The sequence below is a fragment of the Jilunia laotingensis genome (assembly GCF_014385165.1).
In the GTDB taxonomy this organism is placed as follows: Bacteria; Bacteroidota; Bacteroidia; order Bacteroidales; family Bacteroidaceae; genus Bacteroides; species Bacteroides laotingensis.
In genome coordinates, this window is record NZ_JACRTF010000001.1 from 3,296,257 (window position 1) to 3,317,919 (window position 21,663).

Annotated in this window: 18 protein-coding genes; 15 read left to right on the plus strand and 3 right to left on the minus strand. The window is 43.1% G+C overall.

The features are described from left to right. Positions 1-42: 42 nt before the first annotated feature. Positions 43-1,230, minus strand: coding sequence for a glycine C-acetyltransferase (gene kbl / locus H8744_RS12575; protein WP_262435162.1), 1,188 nt, complete (start codon positions 1,228-1,230; stop codon positions 43-45). A gap of 232 nt (positions 1,231-1,462) precedes the next feature. On the opposite strand from kbl, the gene H8744_RS12580 reads away from it, so the two are divergent. The 5 genes from H8744_RS12580 to H8744_RS12600 all read left to right on the plus strand — a co-directional run bounded on the left by H8744_RS12580 (position 1,463) and on the right by H8744_RS12600 (position 6,964). Continuing rightward, positions 1,463-2,416, plus strand: a complete 954-nt coding sequence (locus H8744_RS12580; RefSeq protein ID WP_262435163.1) for an NAD-dependent epimerase/dehydratase family protein — start codon at positions 1,463-1,465, stop codon at positions 2,414-2,416. Continuing rightward, on the plus strand, positions 2,416-3,267 hold the full coding sequence (locus H8744_RS12585; protein WP_262435164.1) for a DUF4348 domain-containing protein: 852 nt from the start codon (positions 2,416-2,418) through the stop codon (positions 3,265-3,267). Before H8744_RS12580 ends, H8744_RS12585 begins: the two co-directional genes overlap by 1 nt. A gap of 236 nt (positions 3,268-3,503) precedes the next feature. After that, positions 3,504-4,505, plus strand: coding sequence for a UDP-N-acetylmuramate dehydrogenase (gene murB, locus H8744_RS12590; protein WP_262435165.1), 1,002 nt, complete (start codon positions 3,504-3,506; stop codon positions 4,503-4,505). 3 nt (positions 4,506-4,508) lie between these two features. Further along, complete coding sequence (locus H8744_RS12595) at positions 4,509-5,264, plus strand: MBL fold metallo-hydrolase (protein ID WP_262435166.1); 756 nt, start codon at positions 4,509-4,511, stop codon at positions 5,262-5,264. Positions 5,265-5,329: 65 nt separating this feature from the next. After that, complete coding sequence (locus H8744_RS12600; RefSeq protein WP_262435167.1) at positions 5,330-6,964, plus strand: DUF3352 domain-containing protein; 1,635 nt, start codon at positions 5,330-5,332, stop codon at positions 6,962-6,964. A gap of 381 nt (positions 6,965-7,345) precedes the next feature. On the opposite strand, the gene H8744_RS12605 is transcribed toward H8744_RS12600, so the two are convergent. Further along, complete coding sequence (locus tag H8744_RS12605; RefSeq protein ID WP_262435168.1) at positions 7,346-7,717, minus strand: DUF3127 domain-containing protein; 372 nt, start codon at positions 7,715-7,717, stop codon at positions 7,346-7,348. Between the two features lie 153 nt (positions 7,718-7,870). Here H8744_RS12605 and dnaN point away from each other — a divergent pair, with 153 nt between their 5' ends. The 8 genes from dnaN (at position 7,871) to H8744_RS12645 (ending at position 16,833) form a co-directional block, all read left to right on the plus strand. Beyond that, a complete protein-coding gene (dnaN, locus tag H8744_RS12610) occupies positions 7,871-8,995 on the plus strand; it encodes a DNA polymerase III subunit beta (RefSeq protein ID WP_262435169.1) in 1,125 nt (374 codons plus the stop codon). Positions 8,996-9,020: 25 nt separating this feature from the next. Continuing rightward, positions 9,021-9,800 carry a 3'-5' exonuclease gene (locus H8744_RS12615; RefSeq protein WP_262435170.1) on the plus strand — a complete coding sequence of 260 codons (780 nt, stop codon included), beginning with the start codon at positions 9,021-9,023 and terminating at the stop codon, positions 9,798-9,800. Between the two features lie 5 nt (positions 9,801-9,805). Beyond that, positions 9,806-11,002: a bifunctional phosphopantothenoylcysteine decarboxylase/phosphopantothenate--cysteine ligase CoaBC gene (coaBC, locus tag H8744_RS12620; RefSeq protein ID WP_305067499.1), complete on the plus strand. Its 1,197-nt coding sequence runs from the start codon at positions 9,806-9,808 to the stop codon at positions 11,000-11,002. A gap of 38 nt (positions 11,003-11,040) precedes the next feature. Next, positions 11,041-11,967, plus strand: a complete 927-nt coding sequence (gene porD, locus H8744_RS12625) for a type IX secretion system protein PorD (RefSeq protein WP_305067500.1) — start codon at positions 11,041-11,043, stop codon at positions 11,965-11,967. Between the two features lie 3 nt (positions 11,968-11,970). After that, the gene (gene recN, locus H8744_RS12630; RefSeq protein ID WP_262435173.1) at positions 11,971-13,632 is read left to right on the plus strand and encodes a DNA repair protein RecN; all 1,662 of its coding nucleotides are present in this window, start codon (positions 11,971-11,973) and stop codon (positions 13,630-13,632) included. 21 nt (positions 13,633-13,653) lie between these two features. Next, positions 13,654-14,400 (plus strand): 23S rRNA (guanosine(2251)-2'-O)-methyltransferase RlmB, encoded by a 747-nt coding sequence (gene rlmB, locus H8744_RS12635; RefSeq protein ID WP_262435174.1) that lies wholly within the window; start codon positions 13,654-13,656, stop codon positions 14,398-14,400. A 30-nt stretch (positions 14,401-14,430) separates the two neighbouring features. Next, positions 14,431-16,137 (plus strand): serine protease, encoded by a 1,707-nt coding sequence (locus tag H8744_RS12640; protein WP_262435175.1) that lies wholly within the window; start codon positions 14,431-14,433, stop codon positions 16,135-16,137. A 321-nt stretch (positions 16,138-16,458) separates the two neighbouring features. Further along, positions 16,459-16,833 carry a RidA family protein gene (locus H8744_RS12645; protein ID WP_262435176.1) on the plus strand — a complete coding sequence of 125 codons (375 nt, stop codon included), beginning with the start codon at positions 16,459-16,461 and terminating at the stop codon, positions 16,831-16,833. On the opposite strand, the gene H8744_RS12650 is transcribed toward H8744_RS12645, so the two are convergent. Further along, positions 16,801-18,099, minus strand: coding sequence for a bifunctional folylpolyglutamate synthase/dihydrofolate synthase (locus tag H8744_RS12650; protein WP_262435177.1), 1,299 nt, complete (start codon positions 18,097-18,099; stop codon positions 16,801-16,803). The two genes, H8744_RS12645 and H8744_RS12650, sit on opposite strands and share 33 nt — an antisense overlap. A gap of 133 nt (positions 18,100-18,232) precedes the next feature. Between H8744_RS12650 and H8744_RS12655 the strand changes: the two genes are divergently transcribed. Both H8744_RS12655 and H8744_RS12660 read left to right on the plus strand, forming a co-directional pair. Continuing rightward, positions 18,233-19,558: a PhoH family protein gene (locus H8744_RS12655; RefSeq protein ID WP_262435178.1), complete on the plus strand. Its 1,326-nt coding sequence runs from the start codon at positions 18,233-18,235 to the stop codon at positions 19,556-19,558. Between the two features lie 193 nt (positions 19,559-19,751). Then, positions 19,752-21,656, plus strand: a complete 1,905-nt coding sequence (locus H8744_RS12660) for a polysaccharide biosynthesis protein (RefSeq protein WP_262435179.1) — start codon at positions 19,752-19,754, stop codon at positions 21,654-21,656. The last annotated feature ends 7 nt before the right edge of the window (positions 21,657-21,663 follow it).

Genomic DNA, 21,663 nt, shown 5'->3' on the forward strand with positions numbered 1-21,663 from the left:
TCATGCTAAATGCTATTATAACAATGAAAGAACCTGAAAAGTTTATTTCAATACACCTAATTCTTTACCGACTTTAATGAAAGCCTCGATACACTTGTCAAGATGTTCTTTTTCGTGTCCGGCAGAGATTTGTACGCGGATACGTGCCTGATCTTTCGGAACCACCGGGTAGTAGAAACCGGTTACATAGATACCCTCTTCAAGCATTCGGGCTGCATAAATCTGAGATAGTTTTGCATCGTAAAGCATTACGGCACAGATTGCGCTCTGGGTCGGTTTGATGTCGAATCCGGCAGCAATCATCTTGTCACGGAAATAGTTTACGTTTTCTACCAACTTGTCATGAAGGGCATTGCTTTCTTTCAACATTTTGAATACTTCGATGCTGGCGCCAATAACCGCAGGAGCTACGGAATTGGAGAACAGGTAGGGACGGCTGCGTTGACGCAACAAGTCGATAATTTCTTTGGGACCTGTGGTAAAACCACCCATAGCACCACCGAATGCCTTACCCAATGTACCCGTGTAAAGGTCTACACGTCCGTATGTCTTATAAAGTTCGCTTACGCCATGTCCTGTCGGGCCTACAACACCTGCGGAGTGCGATTCGTCCACCATGACCAATGCATCATACTTTTCTGCCAATGCGCAAATCTTATCCATCGGAGCCACGTTGCCGTCCATTGAGAATACGCCATCCGTCACAACGATGCGGAAACGCTGGGCTTGTGCTTCTTGCAAGCATTTTTCCAGTTCTTCCATGTTGGCGTTGGCATAGCGGTAGCGTTTTGCTTTGCAAAGGCGCACACCGTCGATGATAGAAGCATGGTTCAGTGAATCGGAGATAATGGCATCCTCTTCGGTGAACAGCGGTTCGAAAACGCCACCGTTGGCATCGAAACAAGCTGCATACAGGATTGTGTCTTCTGTTCGGAAATAGTCAGAGATGGCAGCTTCGAGTTCTTTGTGGATATCCTGTGTTCCGCAGATAAACCGGACGGAAGACATACCGTATCCACGGTGATCCATCATCTTCTTGGCACCCTCTATCAAACGGGGATTGTTGGAGAGTCCCAGGTAGTTATTCGCACAAAAGTTCAGCACTTCTTTTCCTTTCACTTTAATGGCAGCTTGTTGTGCACTTTCAATCAGTCGCTCTTCTTTATAGAGTCCGGCTTCCTTAATTTCAGCAAGCGTATTGCTGAGGTGTTCTTTCATTTTACCGTACATAGCGTTTTGGATTTTAGTTTCTATGCAAAGGACATGATTTTTATTGGAATAAACAATATCTTTTTGATATAAAAATTAAAAAAAAAGTGCTTACTTTGTGCGGATTTAGCTGAAGGATATACGCTATGGACTGTGAGCATCTTTCAGAATGGCAAAAATGCTCGTAGTTTTATAGCTAGTAACCTGATGTTTAATCTTATAACTCGTTAACTTATAATCACAAGTTAGAAGAATGAAGAATATTTTGGTAATTGGAGCCACCGGACAAATTGGATCGGAGCTCACGATGGAATTGCGGAAACGCTATGGGAACACACATGTAGTGGCCGGATATATTCCGGGTGCTGAGCCTAAAGGAGAATTGAAAGAATCGGGACCTTCAGCGATCGTTGATGTGACGGATGCGGGAATGATCGAATCTGTGGTAAAAGAGTATAATATCGATACGATCTACAACCTTGCTGCCTTGTTGTCTGTTGTAGCAGAGTCGAAACCCAAATTGGCGTGGAAGATCGGTATAGACGGTTTGTGGAATGTGCTGGAAACGGCCCGTATTCACGGTTGTGCTGTATTTACCCCTAGTTCCATCGGTTCGTTCGGAGCCGATACCCCGCATACGAAGACTCCGCAGGATACCATCCAGCGTCCGCGTACGATGTATGGTGTTACGAAAGTGACTACCGAACTTCTGAGCGACTACTATCATAATAAATATGGTGTGGATACCCGTGCCGTTCGTTTCCCGGGAATTATCTCGAATGTGACTCCTCCGGGAGGTGGAACGACGGATTACGCAGTTGATATATATTATTCTGCCGTGAAAGGTGAAACGTTTGTATGTCCTATTGCCAAAGGTACGCTTATGGATATGATGTACATGCCGGATGCATTGAATGCTGCCATCTCATTGATGGAAGCCGATCCTGAAAAGCTGGTTCATCGCAATGCTTTCAATATCGCCTCCATGAGCTTTGATCCGGAGACTATTTATGAAGCCATACGCAAGCATGTGCCCGACTTCAAGATGGTTTATGATGTAGACCCGTTAAAGCAGCGTATCGCTGACAGTTGGCCGGATAGCTTGGATGACACCTGCGCTCGTAAAGAGTGGGGGTGGGAACCGGAATATGACCTGGAAAGTATGACGGTGGATATGCTTGAGAAATTAAGAGCTAAACTGAAATAATGAGAAAACTTATAGCGGGGGTTGTCTTATTTGCTTTTCTAGCTTCCTGTGGAAACAAGAAGGCGGATATAAACCCCTTTGCAGCTATTACGAACGAGGTGGATTCGGTTCGGCATCGGACCGATACACTCCACCAGATTAAAGCACCGGAAGAACCGGTACCTATAGAGGCGGATGAGTCTTTTGATGACTTTATTTACAATTTTGCTTCCGATGATGCGTTGCAGCGGCAACGTGTTAAGTTTCCGTTGTCCTATTACAACCGGAATGAAGCCTCGAAAATAGAAAAAAAATATTGGAAGCATGATGATCTGTTTACTAAGCAGAGCTATTACACTCTTCTATTCGACCGGGAGGAAGATATGGATTTGGTGGGTGATACCGCTTTGACCTCCGTGCAAGTGGAATGGATATATATCCGGACGCACATGATGAAAAAATACTACTTTGAGCGTATTAAGGGGGCATGGATATTGGAAGCCATCAATCTGCGACCTATTGAAAAAAATGAGAACGAGGATTTTCTGGAGTTTTTTGGACGGTTTGCTACGGACAGTTTATTTCAGTGCCATCGTGTGTCGCAACCTTTGGCATTTGTCACGACTGATCCGGATGATGATTTTGCCGTACTCGAAACCACACTCGATTTGAATCAATGGTTTGCTTTCAAACCTTCACTTCCGACTGACCGCTTGTCGAATATCAATTACGGACAGAAGAATGCCGATGACTCTTCTCATAAAATCCTTGCTTTAAAAGGGATTGGCAATGGACTTTCTAATATCCTTTATTTCAGAAGAGATGTTACCGGCAATTGGGAACTCTACAAGTTTGAGGATGTTAGCATATGATCGCTGCCTTCCTTTCATTTTTACTATCTTCTTTATTAAAAAGTATGATGTTGTATTTTATTTATTTTTTTATGAGGTGGTAAACAAAGTAAATGCTTGCTTACCAGCAAGATGGCATCTTCGTTTGATAGGCTTTTGTCGTTTTGTCTACGAATTCACCTTAGCACTCATGGGAGCAGAAGAATAAATTGATTAAATTTGTGCGCTACAAAGTCAGATAGTAAATAAACTGAATTATGAAAAAAGAAGATTATTCCCTTTTATCTCACAATACGTTTGGCATTGATGTTAAAGCTGCCTGTTTTTTAGAATACCGGTCTGTGGAAGAACTCCACGAATTGATTGCCAGAGAATTGATTACTATGCCTTATCTCCACATAGGAGGAGGAAGTAATTTGCTTTTTACAAAAGACTATCCGGGTACGGTTTTGCATTCACTGATCGGGGGGATAGAAGTTCTTTCGGAAAATGATGAAGAGGTGCTGTTACGTGTCGGTGCGGGAGTCCAATGGGATGATTTCGTATCTTATTGTGTGGAGCATGACTGGTATGGTGTTGAGAATCTTTCATTGATCCCCGGTGAAGTAGGAGCCAGCGCAGTACAGAATATCGGAGCTTATGGTGTGGAAGTAAAAGATCTGATTACATCAGTTGAGACGGTGAACATCCGCGGGGAGGAGCGTGTTTATTCCGTGGATGAATGTGGATATGCTTATCGTAAGAGCATATTCAAGCAACCGGAGATGAAAGAGGTCTTTATCACATATGTATGTTTCCGGTTAAGCAAAAAAGAAAGTTATACATTGGATTATGGAAGCATTCGCCAGGAATTAGAGAACTACCCAGCAGTGACTCTACCCGTCATGCGTCGTGTCATTATAGGTATCCGTGAGAGTAAGCTTCCCGATCCGAAAGTAACAGGCAATGCCGGCAGTTTCTTTATGAACCCCATTGTACCCCGTGTGCAGTTTGAAGCGTTGCAACAGGAATATCCGCGTATACCTTTTTATGAGCTAGCAAACGGCACGGTAAAGATTCCTGCCGGTTGGATGATCGACCAGTGCGGTTGGAAAGGAAAAGCGCTCGGACCTGCGGCAGTACATGATAAACAGGCTTTGGTGCTGGTCAATCGCGGGGGAGCGAAGGGGAGTGACGTTATTGCCCTTTCGGATGCGGTTCGTGCTTCCGTCCGTGACAAATTCGGTATTGACATTCATCCTGAAGTAAATATTGTTTGATTTATGAAAATAAGAATATTAGGAAGCGGTACCTCTACCGGGGTACCGGAAATAGGATGCACCTGTCCGGTTTGTACGTCTGCCGATCCGAGAGACCGGCGTTTGCGTGCTTCGGCTTTGGTGGAAACGGATGATGCGCGGATACTGATTGATTGTGGTCCCGATTTTCGTGAACAAATGCTTGACCTGCCTTTTAGGAAAATCGACGGTGTTTTGATAACCCATGAACATTACGACCATATAGGCGGTCTGGATGATTTGCGACCATTCTGCCGTTTTGGAGAAATCCCCATTTATTCAGAATCGTATACGGCCGAAAAACTACGTAGCCGGATGCCTTATTGTTTTGTGGAGCATAGCTATCCGGGAGTGCCCAACATCCCTTTGCGGGAGATCGATGTGAACCGTACTTTTTCCATAAATAATACTCCGGTGACACCTTTGCGGGTGATGCACGGACGGTTGCCTATTTTGGGGTATCGTATCGGGAATATCGGCTATGTCACAGATATGTTGGCCATGCCTGAAGAATCTTATGAACAATTACGTGATCTTGATGTTCTGGTGATGAATGCGCTTCGCATAACTCCTCATCCTACCCATCAGAGTTTGACAGAAGCTCTCATGGCAGCACGGAGAATCGGAGCAAATGAGACGTATTTCATTCACATGAGTCATCATGTCGGGTTGCAGGCTGAAGTAGAAAAGCTCTTGCCCCCGAACGTGCATTTCGCTTGGGATGGATTAGAAATATTTTAGCAGAAATTTTGGTTTCTTTGTGGAATTTGTTACTTTTGCCCAGAGCCGATAAACAACAATATATTATGAAACTTCGTACCGTAATAAAGATTGCGATCACTACCTCTGTTGCGCTTTTGTGTACAGGTTTCGTTGTGTTTTCGTTCTTTAGACTTTCGGCTGCGAAAAATCAGAAAGAATTTGAACTCTATTCATTGGTCCCGCCTACAGCTACAGCTGTTTTTGAGACGGATGACATGGCGGGGCTGGTACAAGAAATCGGTGAATTGGACTGTAGTAAAGAAGGGCACTTTCTTTACATATCAAAGTTGTTTTCGTATTTGAAATTACATTTCAATGCTCTTCTCGAGGAAACTCCGCACGGGCTTAGCCGGCAGATGAATAAGATGTTGTTCAGTTTTCATGAGCCGGATAACGACCGTAACCAAATACTTTATTGTACGCTTGGTTCCGGAGATTATGTGTTAGTCGAAAATTTTATAAAGAAATATTGTTCAAGTTCATTTCCCTCCAAGCTTTTTGAATACAAAGGAGAAGAGATACGTATCTACCCACTCCCTGATAATGATTTTCTGGCATGTTATTTTACTTCTGATTTTCTGGTGGTAAGTTATCAGAAAAAGTTGATTGAACAGGTTATCGATGCCCGTTTGTCCGGTAAATCTTTATTGAAAGATCCTTTCTTTTCCAATGTACATGCGGCGAAGAAGAGTAATGCGGCTGCTACGATTTACACACGTATGCAATCGCTTGACATGGGAAAACTGACCGATGGGATTCGTTCGCATGCTTCGTTAGGAGGATGGACTGAGTTTGACATGAAGCTGGACAGGGATGTTGTCTATTTTACGGGGATAAGTCACGACACGGATACCTGTATGACGTTTATGAACATGCTTCGCAAGCAAAAACCGGTAGAAGGCTTTCCGGGTGATATGTTGCCTCTGTCTACTTTCTTTTTCAGTCGACGTTCGGTAAGTGACCTTGAAGCAATGCTTGACTTTACCTCTAGTCAGGAATATGCTCGTGCGACCTATTCTAATTATATTAAAGAACGTGATGAGGCATTCATCGAATATGTAAAAGAAAATGGGCGGCATGATATTATGACTTGTCTTTTTTTACGTAATGACACAGCGGATTGTCCGGCAGCTATAGCAAGCCTGCCTGTATGGGATGCCATTCAGTCCGAACACCAACTTAAAATCTTGATTGACAGCGCTCCGGATGAAAAAGATGCTCCTCCGGTTCCTGCAGTCGCATTTTGTTATACCCCTTCCCGGGCTTATATGTTGTATGTATTGCCGCGCAACACGCTGTTTGCCCAATTGACGGGAATTACTCAATCTTCACTGTATACATATGCATGTATATATAAAGATCATTTACTGTTGTCGTCCGATGCCGAAAGTCTTACTCTCTACATTCATCATTTAGAGAAAAAAGAGACTATTGAAGAAGACGTTGATTATAAAGCAAGCGTATTCGGTCTGTCCGATATGTATAATTTTATGCTTGTGGCCGATTTGGGTAAGGTACTCTCTCAGCCTGAGAATTATGTCCGGCTTATTCCTGGTTATTTCTTTCGCAATCCCGATTTCTTCCGCTATTTTACTCTTTCGACTCAATTTACTTGCTTGGATGGCGTGATTTACCCGAATATCGTCTTGCAATATAAGCCGTTGGAAGACGAAAAGTAGCTGTAAAAACTTGAACGGTACTTTGAACGGTCACTTCCTTTGCAATGAGATGTATATCAGAAGGTAAGAAGGAAACTCGAAAAGGAGTTTGAACGGTAGTTTGAACCAATAAAATATATATTAAAATAAAGACATGTGCATTTTCGATGATCAGGATGAACAATCCCCGTAGGAAAAATGATTATCCTCCGAGGGAAATTTGTTTTCCTCGGATGGAAAATTTGTCTTATACCCCCACTGGATGCTTTATAAAAAAACGGAAACAGAAGAAGATTCCTGTTTCCGTCAGTTATACCGATTGTTAGTCATACCTGTGCATTGCCGACAATCAGAAATCGGTTCTGTTTTGCCGATGTTGTCAGGAATATAAATGGTTGCTCTTTAGAACGGCAGATCGTCTTTTGCATCGCCGGCGATGAATTCCGGTGCGGCAGTTGGAGCCGGTGGAGGAACCGGGGAACCTGGAGCCATAGGAGCGGCTGCGCTGACCCGTTCGACTTTCCATGCACGGATACTGTTGAACCAACGGTCTTGCCATTGGCGTGCATCGATGTCGAATGACACGGTCAACTCTTCTCCCATCTGAATGTTGAACTGGTCTATTTTGTCGGCACCAAATACGTCAAAACACATTTTGCGCGGGTATTGATCATGATTTTCGATAACATACTCCTGTGATTTCCACTCGTTGCCGGTCTTCGATACTCCACCTCTGGGCTGGAGGATTGCGATAACTTTTCCTGTAAATTCCATTTCGATAAATTTTAATTCTGCGGCGAAGTTACAATTTTTTAGTAATATGTGCAGCACGCCCCCGTGTTTTTTCTTTCGTTTTGTTGGCTCACCCCAATCTTTTTGCGTAACTTTGTGCATTATAAAAATTAAAATTAAAACATTCAGAAATATATGAAATTTATCGTTTCAAGTACTGCACTTTCAAGCCATTTACAGGCTGTCAGCCGTGTGATTAATTCCAAAAATGCACTGCCAATATTAGATTGTTTCCTTTTCGAATTGGAAGATGGAACTTTGTCTGTAACCGTTTCGGATAGTGAGACGACGATGGTGACTTCTGTTGAAGTGAACGAAGGAGACGAAAACGGGCGCTTTGCCGTGACTGCCAAGACTTTGCTGGACGCTTTGAAAGAAATTCCCGAACAACCGTTGATGTTCGATGTAAACACGAAAACTTACGAAATCACTGTTCAATATCAAAACGGAAAATATAGCCTGATGGGGCAGAATGCAGATGAATTCCCGCAATCGGCTACGCTGGGTGACAATGCTGTACGTGTGGAAATGGATGCGCAGGTGTTGTTGGGAGGTATTAATCGGAGTGTGTTTGCTACTGCCGATGATGAACTCCGTCCCGTGATGAACGGTATTTACTTCGATATTACAACGGAAGATATTACAATGGTTGCTTCCGACGGCCATAAGTTGGTACGTTGTAAGACATTGGCTGCCCGTGGTAATGAACGTGCTGCGTTTATTTTGCCTAAAAAGCCGGCCAATCTGCTCAAGAATCTGCTGCCAAAAGAATCGGGAATGGTTGTTGTCGAATTTGACGAACGTAATGCCGTATTCATGCTTGAAAGCTATCGTATGGTATGCCGTTTGATCGAAGGCCGTTATCCGAATTATAATTCAGTGATCCCGCAGAACAACCCGCATAAGGTGACGGTAGACCGCCAGCAACTTTTAGGTGCCTTGCGCCGTGTGTCTATCTTCTCTTCACAAGCCAGCAGTTTGATAAAGCTTCGTATCCAGGAGAATGAAATTGTGGTTTCCGCACAGGATATCGATTTCTCCACTTCTGCCGAGGAGACTCAGGTTTGCCAGTATTCAGGTACTCCGATGAGCATTGGTTTTAAGTCTACATTCCTGATCGATATCCTCAACAATATCTCGTCTGATGAGATTGTGATCGAATTGGCCGATCCTTCTCGTGCAGGTGTTGTCGTTCCTGTCGAGCAAGAGGAAAATGAAGACCTGTTAATGCTCTTGATGCCGATGATGCTAAACGATTAATTTTCAACTTTCAACTAATTAAAGGATGAATTTAAACCTTAAAAATCCCATCGTTTTTTTCGATCTTGAAACGACAGGTACAAATATTAACACAGACCGTATTGTAGAAATCTGTTATCTTAAAGTGTTTCCTAATGGTAATGAAGAAGCTAAAACGCTCCGCGTTAATCCGGAAATGCATATTCCCGAAGCCTCTTCTGCCGTACATGGCATTTATGATGAAGACGTAGCCGACTGTCCGGCTTTTAAGGAAGTAGCCAAGTCGATAGCTCGTGACATCGAGGGGTGCGATCTGGCAGGGTTCAATTCCAACCGTTTTGATATTCCGGTATTGGTGGAGGAGTTTCTCCGTGCCGGTGTGGACATCGATATCAGTAAACGTAAGTTTGTGGATGTTCAGGTGATTTTCCATAAAATGGAGCAGCGCACACTTTCCGCGGCATACAAGTTCTACTGTGAGAAGAATCTGGAAGATGCACATACGGCCGAGGCGGATACACGGGCTACGTACGAGGTGTTGAAAGCGCAGCTTGACCGTTATGAAGAGCTACAGAACGACATTGCTTTCCTAGCTGATTATTCGAGCTTTACGAAGAACGTAGATTTTGCCGGGCGGATGGTTTATGATGATAACGGTGTGGAGCTTTTCAACTTTGGTAAATACAAGGGCCAGTCGGTTGGAGAAGTGTTGAAGAAAGACCCCGGGTATTACAGTTGGATACTCAACAGTGATTTTACACTAAATACCAAAGCGATGTTGACGAAAATCCGGTTGAGGGAGATGAGTAATCTGATAACGAAGTAAAAATGTTGCTGAGAGGTAAAAAAATCGTTCTTGGAATAACAGGCAGCATTGCCGCGTATAAAGCATGCTATATCATCCGCGGATTGATAAAGCAGGGGGCCGAAGTGCAGGTAGTTATCACCCCAGCGGGAAAAGAGTTCATAACTCCCATTACCTTGTCTGCATTGACCAGTAAGCCGGTCATCAGTGAATTTTTTGCGCAACGTGACGGTACTTGGAACAGCCATGTCGATCTGGGACTGTGGGCGGATGCCATGCTTATTGCTCCGGCAACTGCTTCGACAATTGGCAAAATGGCGAATGGGATTGCAGACAATATGCTGATAACCACCTACCTGTCCGCCAAAGCACCTGTGTTCGTGGCTCCGGCAATGGATCTTGACATGTATGCTCATCCTTCGACACAGAAGAATCTTGAAACATTGCGGTCCTATGGTAATCATGTCATCGAGCCGGGTACGGGGTTCTTGGCAAGCCATCTGGTGGGAAAAGGGCGCATGGAAGAGCCCGAAAACATCATTCGTCACCTGATAGAGTATTTCTCTGCCGGTGGTGATCTGGCCGGTAAAAAAGTGCTGATAACTGCCGGGCCTACATATGAAAAGATCGATCCTGTCCGTTTTGTCGGTAATTACTCTTCCGGTAAGATGGGCTTTGCCTTGGCAGAAGAGTGTGCTGCCCGTGGGGCGGAGGTCACGCTTGTTACGGGGCCGGTACAGTTGCAAGCGGTTCATTCGCGCATTCACCGTATCAATGTGGAGAGCGCAGCGGAAATGGCAGAACAAGCCGAAATGAATTTCAAGCAGGCTGATGCCGCTATATTGTGTGCTGCGGTTGCGGATTTCACGCCCGAAACAACAGCAGATCATAAGATAAAAAGGGAGAAAGACGACTTGGTGCTTAAACTCAAGCCGACCAAAGACATAGCTGCAACATTGGGACGGATGAAGACATCCGGTCAGAAGTTGGTCGGCTTTGCCCTTGAGACTGACAACGAGCAGGAGAATGCCCAGGGGAAACTGGAACGTAAGAATTTCGATTTCATCGTTTTGAATTCGTTGAACGATTCCGGTGCAGGTTTCCGTTGCGATACAAATAAAATAAGCATCATAGACCGTCAACAACGGATAGATTATCCCTTGAAGTCGAAAACAGAAGTTGCAAAAGATATTATTGACCGATTAGCAGAGGAGATGAAATGATGAAAGTGAAGAGAGGAATGCAACAATTTGCGAGAGTGATGACAAGCAAAGCCTTTAAAAAGGTGGTATGTGCGTTTGCAGCCTGTTGTTTGTCGCCTTTGCTGCTTTCAGCTCAGGAACTTGATTGTAAAGTCACAGTGAACTATGCTCAGGTGCAGGGTACGAATGTCGAAATATTCAAGACATTCGAAACGGCCATGATGGAGTTTATCAACGAACGTCATTGGACGCAGGCGCAATATGAGATAAACGAACGCATCCGTTGCTCCATAAATTTCACCGTGAAGAGTTATGACGAGAATGAAGGCAGGTGGGGGTGCGAACTCATTGTGCAGTCCACACGTCCTGTTTATCAATCGGGCTATCAAAGTACCGTTTTTAGCTTTAAAGATGCCGATGTCGAGTTCAATTACAGGGAATTCGATCCGTTGGAATTGCGTGACAACCAGATTGACAATAACCTTACGGCCGTTATTGCCTATTATGCTTATCTGATCATTGGCATGGATATGGATACGATGGCACCGGAAGGCGGAACAGAGGTGTTGCGTTCGGTTGAAAATATCGTTACTGCGGCACAGACTCTTAATGAAAAAGGGTGGAAAGCTTTTGACGACAGCCGCAACCGTTATGCCGTGATCTCCGACTATCTCGATCCGGGAATGAGTCCGCTACGGCAGATGATGTACGACTATCATCGCAAAGGCATGGATGAGATGGCAACGAATGCTACCCGTGCCCGCGCTGCCATTACTGCCTCGTTGAGCAGTTTGAAACAAGCACGTGATAATAAGCCGATGTCCTCATTACCTGTCATTTTTACAGAGATCAAAAAAGATGAACTGATCAATATCTATGGAGGAAAATCTCCGGCTGCTCAGAGTGAAAGAGAAGAAGTATATGAGATTGTTTCTAACATTAACCCCTCGCAAAAGACAGAGTGGGACAAGATTAAATCAAAGTAACTTATGCTACGTTCATTGTATATTCAGAATTATGCTCTGATCGAGAAGTTGGATATCCGCTTTGATACAGGGTTTTCTGTCATTACGGGTGAGACTGGTGCCGGAAAATCCATTATTCTGGGTGCAATTGGCTTGTTGTTGGGTCAACGTGCCGATGTAAAGTCTATCCGTCAAGGAGCGTCAAAGTGCATCATCGAGGCCCGTTTCGATATCTCCTCCTATGGGATGAATGCCTTTTTCGATGAAAACGAGCTGGAATATGAAGAAGAGTGCATTCTCCGCCGTGAACTGCAAGCCTCCGGCAAAAGCCGCGCTTTCATTAACGATACACCGGCTTCATTGACGCAGATGAAAGAACTTGGCGAGATGTTGATCGATGTTCATTCCCAGCATCAGAACTTGTTATTAAACAAAGAAGGTTTTCAATTGAACGTTCTTGATATTCTGGCCCGAAACGAAGAGGCATTGAATGTCTATCATCAACTTTATGCAGATTGGAAACGTTTGGATCAAGAATTGGAAGAACTCATCCGGCAGGCGGAACAAAGCAAAACGGATGAAGATTACATTCGCTTCCAGTTAGAGCAATTGGAGGAGGCACGTCTTTCCGGAGGGGAGCAGGACGGATTGGAGCAAGAGTCGGAAACGTTAAGCCATGCCGAAGAGATAAAAGCCGGTTTGTATCGCATTGAGCAGACATTTACTTCGGACGAAGGAGGATTGCTTTCTTCGCTGAAGGAGAGTATAAGTTCTCTTTCATCGTTGCAGAGAGTCTATCAGCCTGCAGGGGAACTTGCGGAACGAATGAACAGTGCATTTATCGAACTAAAGGATATTGTGGACGAAATCAGTAGCCAGGGTGAAAATATCGAGTTCAATCCGGTTCGTCTGGATGAGGTAAACGAACGGTTGAATCTGATCTATTCTTTGCAGCAAAAGCATCGAGTACAATCTGTAGAAGATTTAATTAATCTTACGGAAGAATACCAGGAAAAGTTATCTGCCATTACTTCATTTGACGATCGTATTGCTGCATTGACAGCTAGCCGTGATGCACAATATAATAAGGTGAAAAAACAAGCAGCGTTGTTGACTAAAGCACGTACGGCTGCTGCCGAAGAAGTCGAAAAGCAGATGGGAGTCCGTCTTATGCCATTGGGAATGCCGAATGTCCGCTTCAAGGTGGAAATGGGCTTGCGGAAAGAACCGGGCATTCAGGGAGAAGATACGGTCAATTTTCTGTTCTCGGCCAATAAGAACGGAGCGTTGCAAAATATTTCATCGGTTGCTTCAGGAGGGGAAATTGCACGTGTGATGCTTTCCATAAAGGCGATGATAGCCGGTGCGGTGAAACTGCCTACTATTGTTTTTGATGAGATCGATACGGGAGTCTCCGGAGAAATAGCCGATCGCATGGCGGATATCATGCAGGAGATGGGTGAACAAGAACGGCAGGTGATCAGTATAACGCATCTGCCACAGATCGCAGCTCGCGGTAGTGCCCATTATAAAGTATATAAGCGCGATAATGACACCGAAACCAATAGCCATATCTGTCGCCTCACGAATGAAGAGCGGGTGGAAGAAATAGCTCATATGCTGAGCGGGGCGACTTTGACAGAGGCGGCATTAAGTAATGCAAAAGCGCTATTAAAAATGAATTAAGAGTGAAAAGCTTAAAAAATTATGGTTGATAAAAGTGAAATGATTTTTGGTGTTCGTGCCGTTATTGAAGCTATACAAGCTGGTAAGGAGATAGATAAAATACTGATAAAGAAAGATATTCAGAGTGATCTTTCCAAAGAACTGTTTGCAGTCCTTAAAGGGACGCTTATCCCGGTGCAACGTGTACCGGTAGAGCGTATCAATCGGATTACCCATAAGAATCATCAGGGAGTGATAGCTTATCTTTCCTCCGTCACTTATCAGAAGACGGAAGATCTGGTACCTTTTCTTTTTGAAGAGGGAAAAAATCCACTGTTCGTAATGCTGGACGGTGTAACGGATGTACGCAATTTCGGGGCTATCGCCCGTACCTGCGAATGTGCTGCGGTAGATGCTGTCATCATTCCCGCCCGTGGCAGTGTGACGGTGAATGCTGATGCTATGAAAACATCAGCGGGAGCATTGCATACGTTGCCTGTTTGCCGGGAACAAAGTTTGAAGAATACGCTCCAATATCTGAAGGATAGTGGTTTCCATATTGTTGCTGCTACGGAAAAAGGAGATTACGATTATACGAAAGCTGATTACACTGGTCCGATGTGCATCATCATGGGCGCGGAAGATAAAGGGGTGTCTTATGACAATCTTGCTCTTTGTGATGAATGGGTGAAGATACCGATGTTGGGCAGTATTGAATCGCTCAATGTGTCTGTGGCTGCCGGGATATTGGTTTATGAAGCAGTAAAGCAAAGACACACAGACCTATAATAATTCTAACGATCAATTAAAATTCAAATTATGAGAAAATTCCTATTACCTTTACTATTCATCTGCCTGTCAGTGCAAGGAAGTATGGCACAAGTACCGAAGTGGGTGGAGAAGGCTAAACGTGCCGTGTTTTCCATTGTCACTTACGATAAAAATGATAAAATGCTGAGTACAGGTAATGGTTTCTTTGTTACCGAAGATGGTATCGCCTTATCGGATTACTCTCTTTTCAAGGGAGCCGAACGTGCGATAATCATCAATTCGGAAGGGAAACAAATGCCGGTAGATGCCATACTTGGTGCAGACGATATGTATGATGTGATTAAATTCCGTGTGGGTATCACAGAAAAGAAAGTACCTGCTTTACAAATTGCGTCTATGGCTCCAGTGGTAGGTGCTGAAGTTTATCTGTTACCATACTCTACTCAGAAAGACCGAAATTGCACGCTGGGAAAGGTGAAAGAAGTCGCTAAGATTGGCGAGCAGTATCATTATTATACGCTTGATATGCTTCTGAAAGACAAAATGGTAAGTTGTCCCGTAACTACTGCCGACGGTCAGGTGTTCGGTCTGGCGCAGAAATCATCCGGTAGAGATACGACAAGCATCTGTTATGCTGCCGGGGCAGCCTTTGCCATGTCACAGAACATTAGTGCGCTTTCTCTCAACGATCTTACTTTACGCAATATCGGTATTAAGAAAGGTTTGCCCGAAACGGAAGATCAAGCTATGGTAGCTTTGTTCATGGCTTCCTCTCAAGTGCCTCAGGATGAATATATGATGATGTTGGATGATTATATCAAACAGTTTCCCAATAGCTCGGAAGGATATATCCGTCGGGCATCTGCTTTGGTTTTTGGTACGAACAAGGATGAATCATCGTACGATAGAGCGGCTGCCGATCTGGAACAGGCTCTGAAAGTGACACAGAAAAAAGATGATGCTTATTATAATATTGCAAAACTGATTTATAATTATCAGATCGATAAACCTGAAACGACTTATAAGGACTGGACATATGATAAAGCACTGGAATATGTACGTAGTGCGCAAGCTGTGGATTCTTTGCCGGTTTATGTCCAGCTTGAAGGCGATATATTGTTTGCAAAGCAAGACTATCCGGCTGCACTTACCAGTTATGAAAAGGTAAACCGTACTAATCTGGCTTCTCCGGCTAGTTTCTTCAATGAAGCTAAGACGATGGAGTTGCTTGAACGTGATCCGAAAGAAATAGTAGCCGTCATGGATAGCTGTATTGCTCATTGCCAGCAACCGGTTTCCGCGACCGATGCCCCGTATTTGTTGGAACGTGCCCAGATGAATATGAATGCAGGATTATACCGCCCGGCCATGCTTGATTATGATACATATTACAAAGCTGTAAACGGTCAGGTGAACGATGTCTTTTTCTATCTTCGTGAACAGGCAGCCATCAAAGGACGTCAGTATCAACGGGCATTGGATGACATCGCCGAAGCCATCAGGCTCAATCCGAAGGAGGTGCTTTATTATGCCGAACAAGCGGTAGTGAATATGCGTGTGAACCGTTTCGACGAAGCAATAGGAATTTTGGAGAATGCCATTTCTATTAATCCTGATTATGCGGAAGCTTATCGTCTGTTGGGGATTTGCCAGGTGCAATTGAAGAAAATGAAAGAAGCTTGTGATAATTTTGCCAAGGCTAAATCTTTGGGCGATCCGAGTGTGGACTCTCTGATTGAGAAGCATTGTAAATAATAAAAGCTTTGCAGAGGCCCTCTGGAAGAGTGTGGAGATAATTTAGAAAGCCCCTGTCCTTATGTTGAGTAGGACAGGGGCTTCTCATTTTGGAGATTTTAATAAAAAACTCTCTCTCTCATCTCCCTTTAGTCAAGCTTAGGTATTAAATCTTTAAGTTAGTCTGAATAATTCTTTTCTCTTGTGTAACTATATAGTAAATGCAGGGATTTCTGGAATACTGCATCTCATACTGCTTTTTTTCTAATAATTTTTTTCAGAGACTTTTTTTTGCTATCTTCGGGGCATGAATTCTATATAACCTATAAAAAGAAAATAGAAATGAAGAAAGTAATTTGCAGCGAAAAAGCTCCGGGCGCAATCGGCCCTTACAGTCAGGCTATCGAAGCCAATGGTATGGTATTTGTATCAGGACAGCTTCCGATCGATGCTGCTACAGGCTTGATGCCGGAAGGTGTTGAAGCCCAGGCTCGCCAATCTTTGGAGAATATCAAGCACATTCTTGAAACAGCCGGTTTAACAATGGGTGATATTGTTAAAACGACTGTATTCTTGCAGGATATGTCTTTGTTTGCCGGTATGAACGGTGTGTATGCTACTTATTTCGACGGTGCTTTTCCGGCTCGTTCGGCATTTGCGGTAAAAGCTCTGCCGAAAGACGCATTAGTTGAGATCGAGTGCATCGCGGCCCGCTAATAAATCTGCAACAATGAAACTACTGCCTCCTACGAAGATCATATCTTCCGGGAGGCTTTTTTCTTGTGCAGCGCGTACAGCGTCTATAACAGCCGGATATGATTCGCCTCGTAACCCGAATTCGCCTGCTATCTTTTGAAATTCTTTTTCAGGCATTGCTCGTTTGACACTTGCTTTTGTAAAATAGTAAGTAGCTTCTTGAGGCAAGAGGGCCAATACGCCCCGGATGTCTTTATCATTTACCATTCCTATTATAATATGGAGATGTTTGTGAGGGATAGTACTGATTTGATGAGTGATGTAGGTAATTCCTCCTATATTATGCCCGGTATCACAGATCAGGAGAGGGGAGGTGCTTAGTTTTTGCCATCTTCCCATTAGCCCCGTGAGTTCATTGACATGTGCAAATCCATCGCGAACATTTTTTTCTTCTATACGATATCCTAATCTTTTCAATATGGGTAATGCATGTAGAATTGTATTTGTATTTTTTATTTGATAACAGCCTCCCAGATCTCCTTCTAATTGTGGATAGTCCGGTGTTTCGTAAACCAATGATTCTTTTTGATATGCTGCTTTAAGAATAAGATTGTCATCTTCTGCAAACAAAATGGAGGTTTCCGCACTTTCCGCTTTGGCCGAGAAAACAGGCCGTGTCTCTTCGTTAGTTTCTCCAATTACCACAGGGATGTCTTTCTTTATGATGCCGGCCTTTTCACCAGCTATTTTGGCAAGTGTGTCTCCGAGGAATTGGGTATGGTCAAAGCTGATATTGGTGATAATACATAAATCGGGACGGATGATATTGGTACAATCCAAACGCCCGCCCAGTCCCACTTCGACCACGGCCACGTCTATCTTTTGATCCGCGAAATACCGGAAAGCCATAGCCGTTGTCAGTTCGAAAAATGAAGGATGTAGCGGCTCGAAGAAGTTTCTGTGTTTTTCTACAAATTTCACAACATAGCTTTCGGGAATCATTTCTCCGTTGATGCGGATACGTTCACGGAAATCAACAAGATGGGGAGATGTGTACAATCCCACTCGATAACCGGCTGATTGCAGAATGGCAGCTAATGTATGGGAACAAGAACCCTTTCCATTAGTCCCCGCAATATGAATGGTGCGGTATTCCCGATGGGGATGACCAAAGTGTTCGTCAAGAGTTTTTGTTGTTTCTAAACCTTCCTTATATGCGCTGCTTCCGATTTGCTGAAACATAGGCGCACTCTCATATAAATACATTAATGTGTCCTGATAGTCCATCTTTTATAATATTTAACTGGCAAGAAATCTTTATTGCTCATTTATTTGCTATCTTGGGTGCGAGAATCTTTCACATGGGTGACGGATTTCTCTTTCGGATTGCAAATATCAACATTTAAATCTAACAAAAAGTATGGGAGCTAAGAAAAATTTTGTGTTGGACACAAACGTCATCCTTCACGACTACAATTGCCTGAAGAATTTTCAAGAGAACGATATTTATCTTCCAATTGTCGTACTGGAAGAATTGGATAAGTTTAAAAAGGGGAACGAACAGATTAACTACAATGCACGCGAGTTTGTACGTGAGCTTGATTTGATTACTGACGATAACTTGTTTACGAACGGAGCATTCTTGGGTGAAGGGCTGGGACGTTTGTTTATTGTTGCCGGTGAAGTGGATTCTCCGGTAGTGCATGAATCTTTTCCGGCACGAAAACCTGACCATCAGATATTGGCAGTTGCCGATTATCTTGCCCGGAAACATTCTAAAACAAAAACAATTTTGGTGACCAAAGATGTCAATCTTCGTATGAAAGCCCGTTCTATTGGGGTACTTTGTGAAGATTATATTACTGATAAAGTGGTTAATATCGACATTTTTGAAAAATCCAATGAGGTTTTCGAAGGGATTGCTCCTTCTTTGATCGACCGTATTTATTCATCCCGTGAGGGGTTGGATATCGATGAATTTGAATTCAAGAACATTATCCGTCCCAATGAATGTTTCATCCTGAAAAGTGATCGGAACAGTGTACTTGCCCGTTATAATCCCTTTACGCATATGGTAACCAGGGTAAATAAATCGAAGAATTATGGTATTGAGCCTCGTAATGCCGAGCAAAGTTTTGCTTTTGAGATATTGAATGATCCTAATGTAAAACTGGTGGCGCTGACTGGGAAAGCAGGTACTGGCAAAACATTATTGGCACTTGCCGCTGCACTGGGCAATATTCTTGATTATAAACAAATCCTTTTGGCACGTCCCATTGTATCACTTTCTAACAAAGATATAGGTTTTCTGCCGGGGGATGCCAAAGAGAAAGTTGCTCCTTATATGCAGCCATTGTTCGATAATCTGAATGTCATAAAACGGCAGTTTGCAGCTAATTCTACGGAAGTAAAGCGGTTGGAAGATTTGCAAAAAAGTGAACAATTGGTTATAGAAGCATTGGCTTTTATCAGGGGGCGCAGCCTCAGTGAAACTTATTGTATTATTGATGAGGCGCAGAATCTGACACCGCATGAAATAAAAACAATTATTACCCGTGCAGGTGAGGGGACAAAGATGGTGTTTACCGGTGATATTCAGCAGATAGATCAGCCCTATCTGGATAGCCAGTCCAATGGTTTGGTCTATATGATAGACCGGATGAAGGATCAGAATCTCTTTGCACACGTCAACCTCGTAAAGGGAGAAAGGAGCCAATTAAGCGAGTTGGCAAGCAACCTGATGTAGGGAGATAAATAGGAACTTTTTGGTCGCGGAATTTTCATATCAGCTATGCTTTTTTATGAACAATTCCGTGACCTTTTTTTGTATTATAGTTTTATTATGGACAAAAGAAAATTTATTATTTTGTTAAATAAAGCGGTAATTGATAAAAATAATGTATCTTTGTCGCGCCTAAAACAAAAAAACTATATATTCAATGAGACCAAGATTTTTTCAACGGTATCTTTCTGCAAAGGTATTGCCCATTTGGACCATACTGCTGATTGATGTGTTTATCATCATAGCATCATGTATGTTGTCATATGCGCTCCGTTATGATTTTCGTAGTATTTTTTTGGATTCCTCTACAATCGACAAAACGATTATTTGGACAGTAATTGCAAACCTGATCTTCTTCAGGGTGTTCCGCACATACTCCAATGTGCTTCGTTTTTCTTCATTTGTAGACATAATGCGCATCTTTGTTTCCCTTACCGTTTCGTATGGGTTACTTATGATAATGAGTGTATTACTGGATGCATATTTCACTATTAAAATAGCACCGGTCAGTGTGTTGTTTATGGCTTATGTTATTAACTTCGCCATGATGGCTTGTTCGCGAATCGTAGTAAAAATGTTTTTCGAAATCATCAACTTCGATGGAAGTCATACGACTAACGTATTTATCTATGGTGCTAAAGAGGCGGGTGTGAACATTGCTAAAGCTTTACGTGTAAACCTTCGCAACCATTATCGTCTTCGTGGATTTATAGCCGATGAGCCTGAGTTGATTGATAAAATCATGATGGGAGTAAAGGTATATCCCAATGACGATACGTTGATAGAAAATATGAATGACCGGGATGTCCATACGCTTATCATTTCGCCTGCAAAAATGGATGAATTGAAGAAGACAGATATGGCAGATCGTTTATTGGCTAATAATGTGAAATTGTTGACAGCTCCTCCTTTGAGTGAATGGGGCGGACAAGCACTCAATCGTACCCAACTGAAAGAGATACAGATTGAAGACTTGTTGCAGCGTGAGCCTATCGAAGTCGATATTCATAAGATAGCTTCCCATCTGGAAGGAAAACGTGTAATGATAACCGGAGCAGCCGGTTCTATCGGGAGTGAAATAATGCGTCAGGTGGCTTCTTTTAATCCTTATAAATTGATACTGATTGATCAGGCGGAAACACCCCTGCATGATATCCGTCTTGAATTGCAAGATCGTTGGAGGGATATCGATGCTGAAACAATTGTTGCTGATATTTCCAATCAAACCCGTATAGAAGCTATTTTCCGGGAATTTAAACCGCAATATATATTCCATGCGGCTGCTTACAAACATGTTCCAATGATGGAGGATAATGTTTCGGAATCCATTCAGGCAAATGTGGCGGGTACACGTATCCTGGCTGATCTTGCCGTTAAATATGCTGCGGAGAAATTCGTTATGATTTCTACGGACAAGGCAGTGAATCCTACCAATGTAATGGGATGTTCCAAGCGGATTTGTGAAATCTATGTTCAATCCTTGGCTAAGAAATTACAGAAGGATGGTAACAATACCGTGCAGTTTATTACGACCCGTTTTGGGAATGTCTTGGGATCTAACGGATCTGTTATTCCTCGTTTCCGTGATCAGATCCAACGTGGTGGTCCTGTTACCGTGACCCATCCTGAGATTATCCGTTATTTTATGACGATACCTGAAGCTTGTCGTTTGGTGCTTGAAGCAGGAAGCATGGGCAATGGTGGGGAAATTTACATTTTTGATATGGGGAAACCTGTTAAGATTGTTGATCTTGCTAAGCGGATGATCAGTCTTTCCGGACGTACAGATGTAAAGATTGAATTTACCGGCTTGCGTCATGGTGAAAAGCTTTATGAAGAATTGCTCAATATCAAGGAACTTACTAAACCTACTTATCACGAAAAAATTATGATTGCTACTGTACGCGAGTACGATTATGATGAAGTGAAAAACCGTATTCAAAAATTGATTGACGTAAGTTATTCTTATGATCAGATGAAGATTGTAGCAGCAATGAAAGACATTGTTCCCGAATTTGTAAGCAAGAACTCTTGCTTTGAAGCGTTAGATAAGAAACAGTAATAAAGTA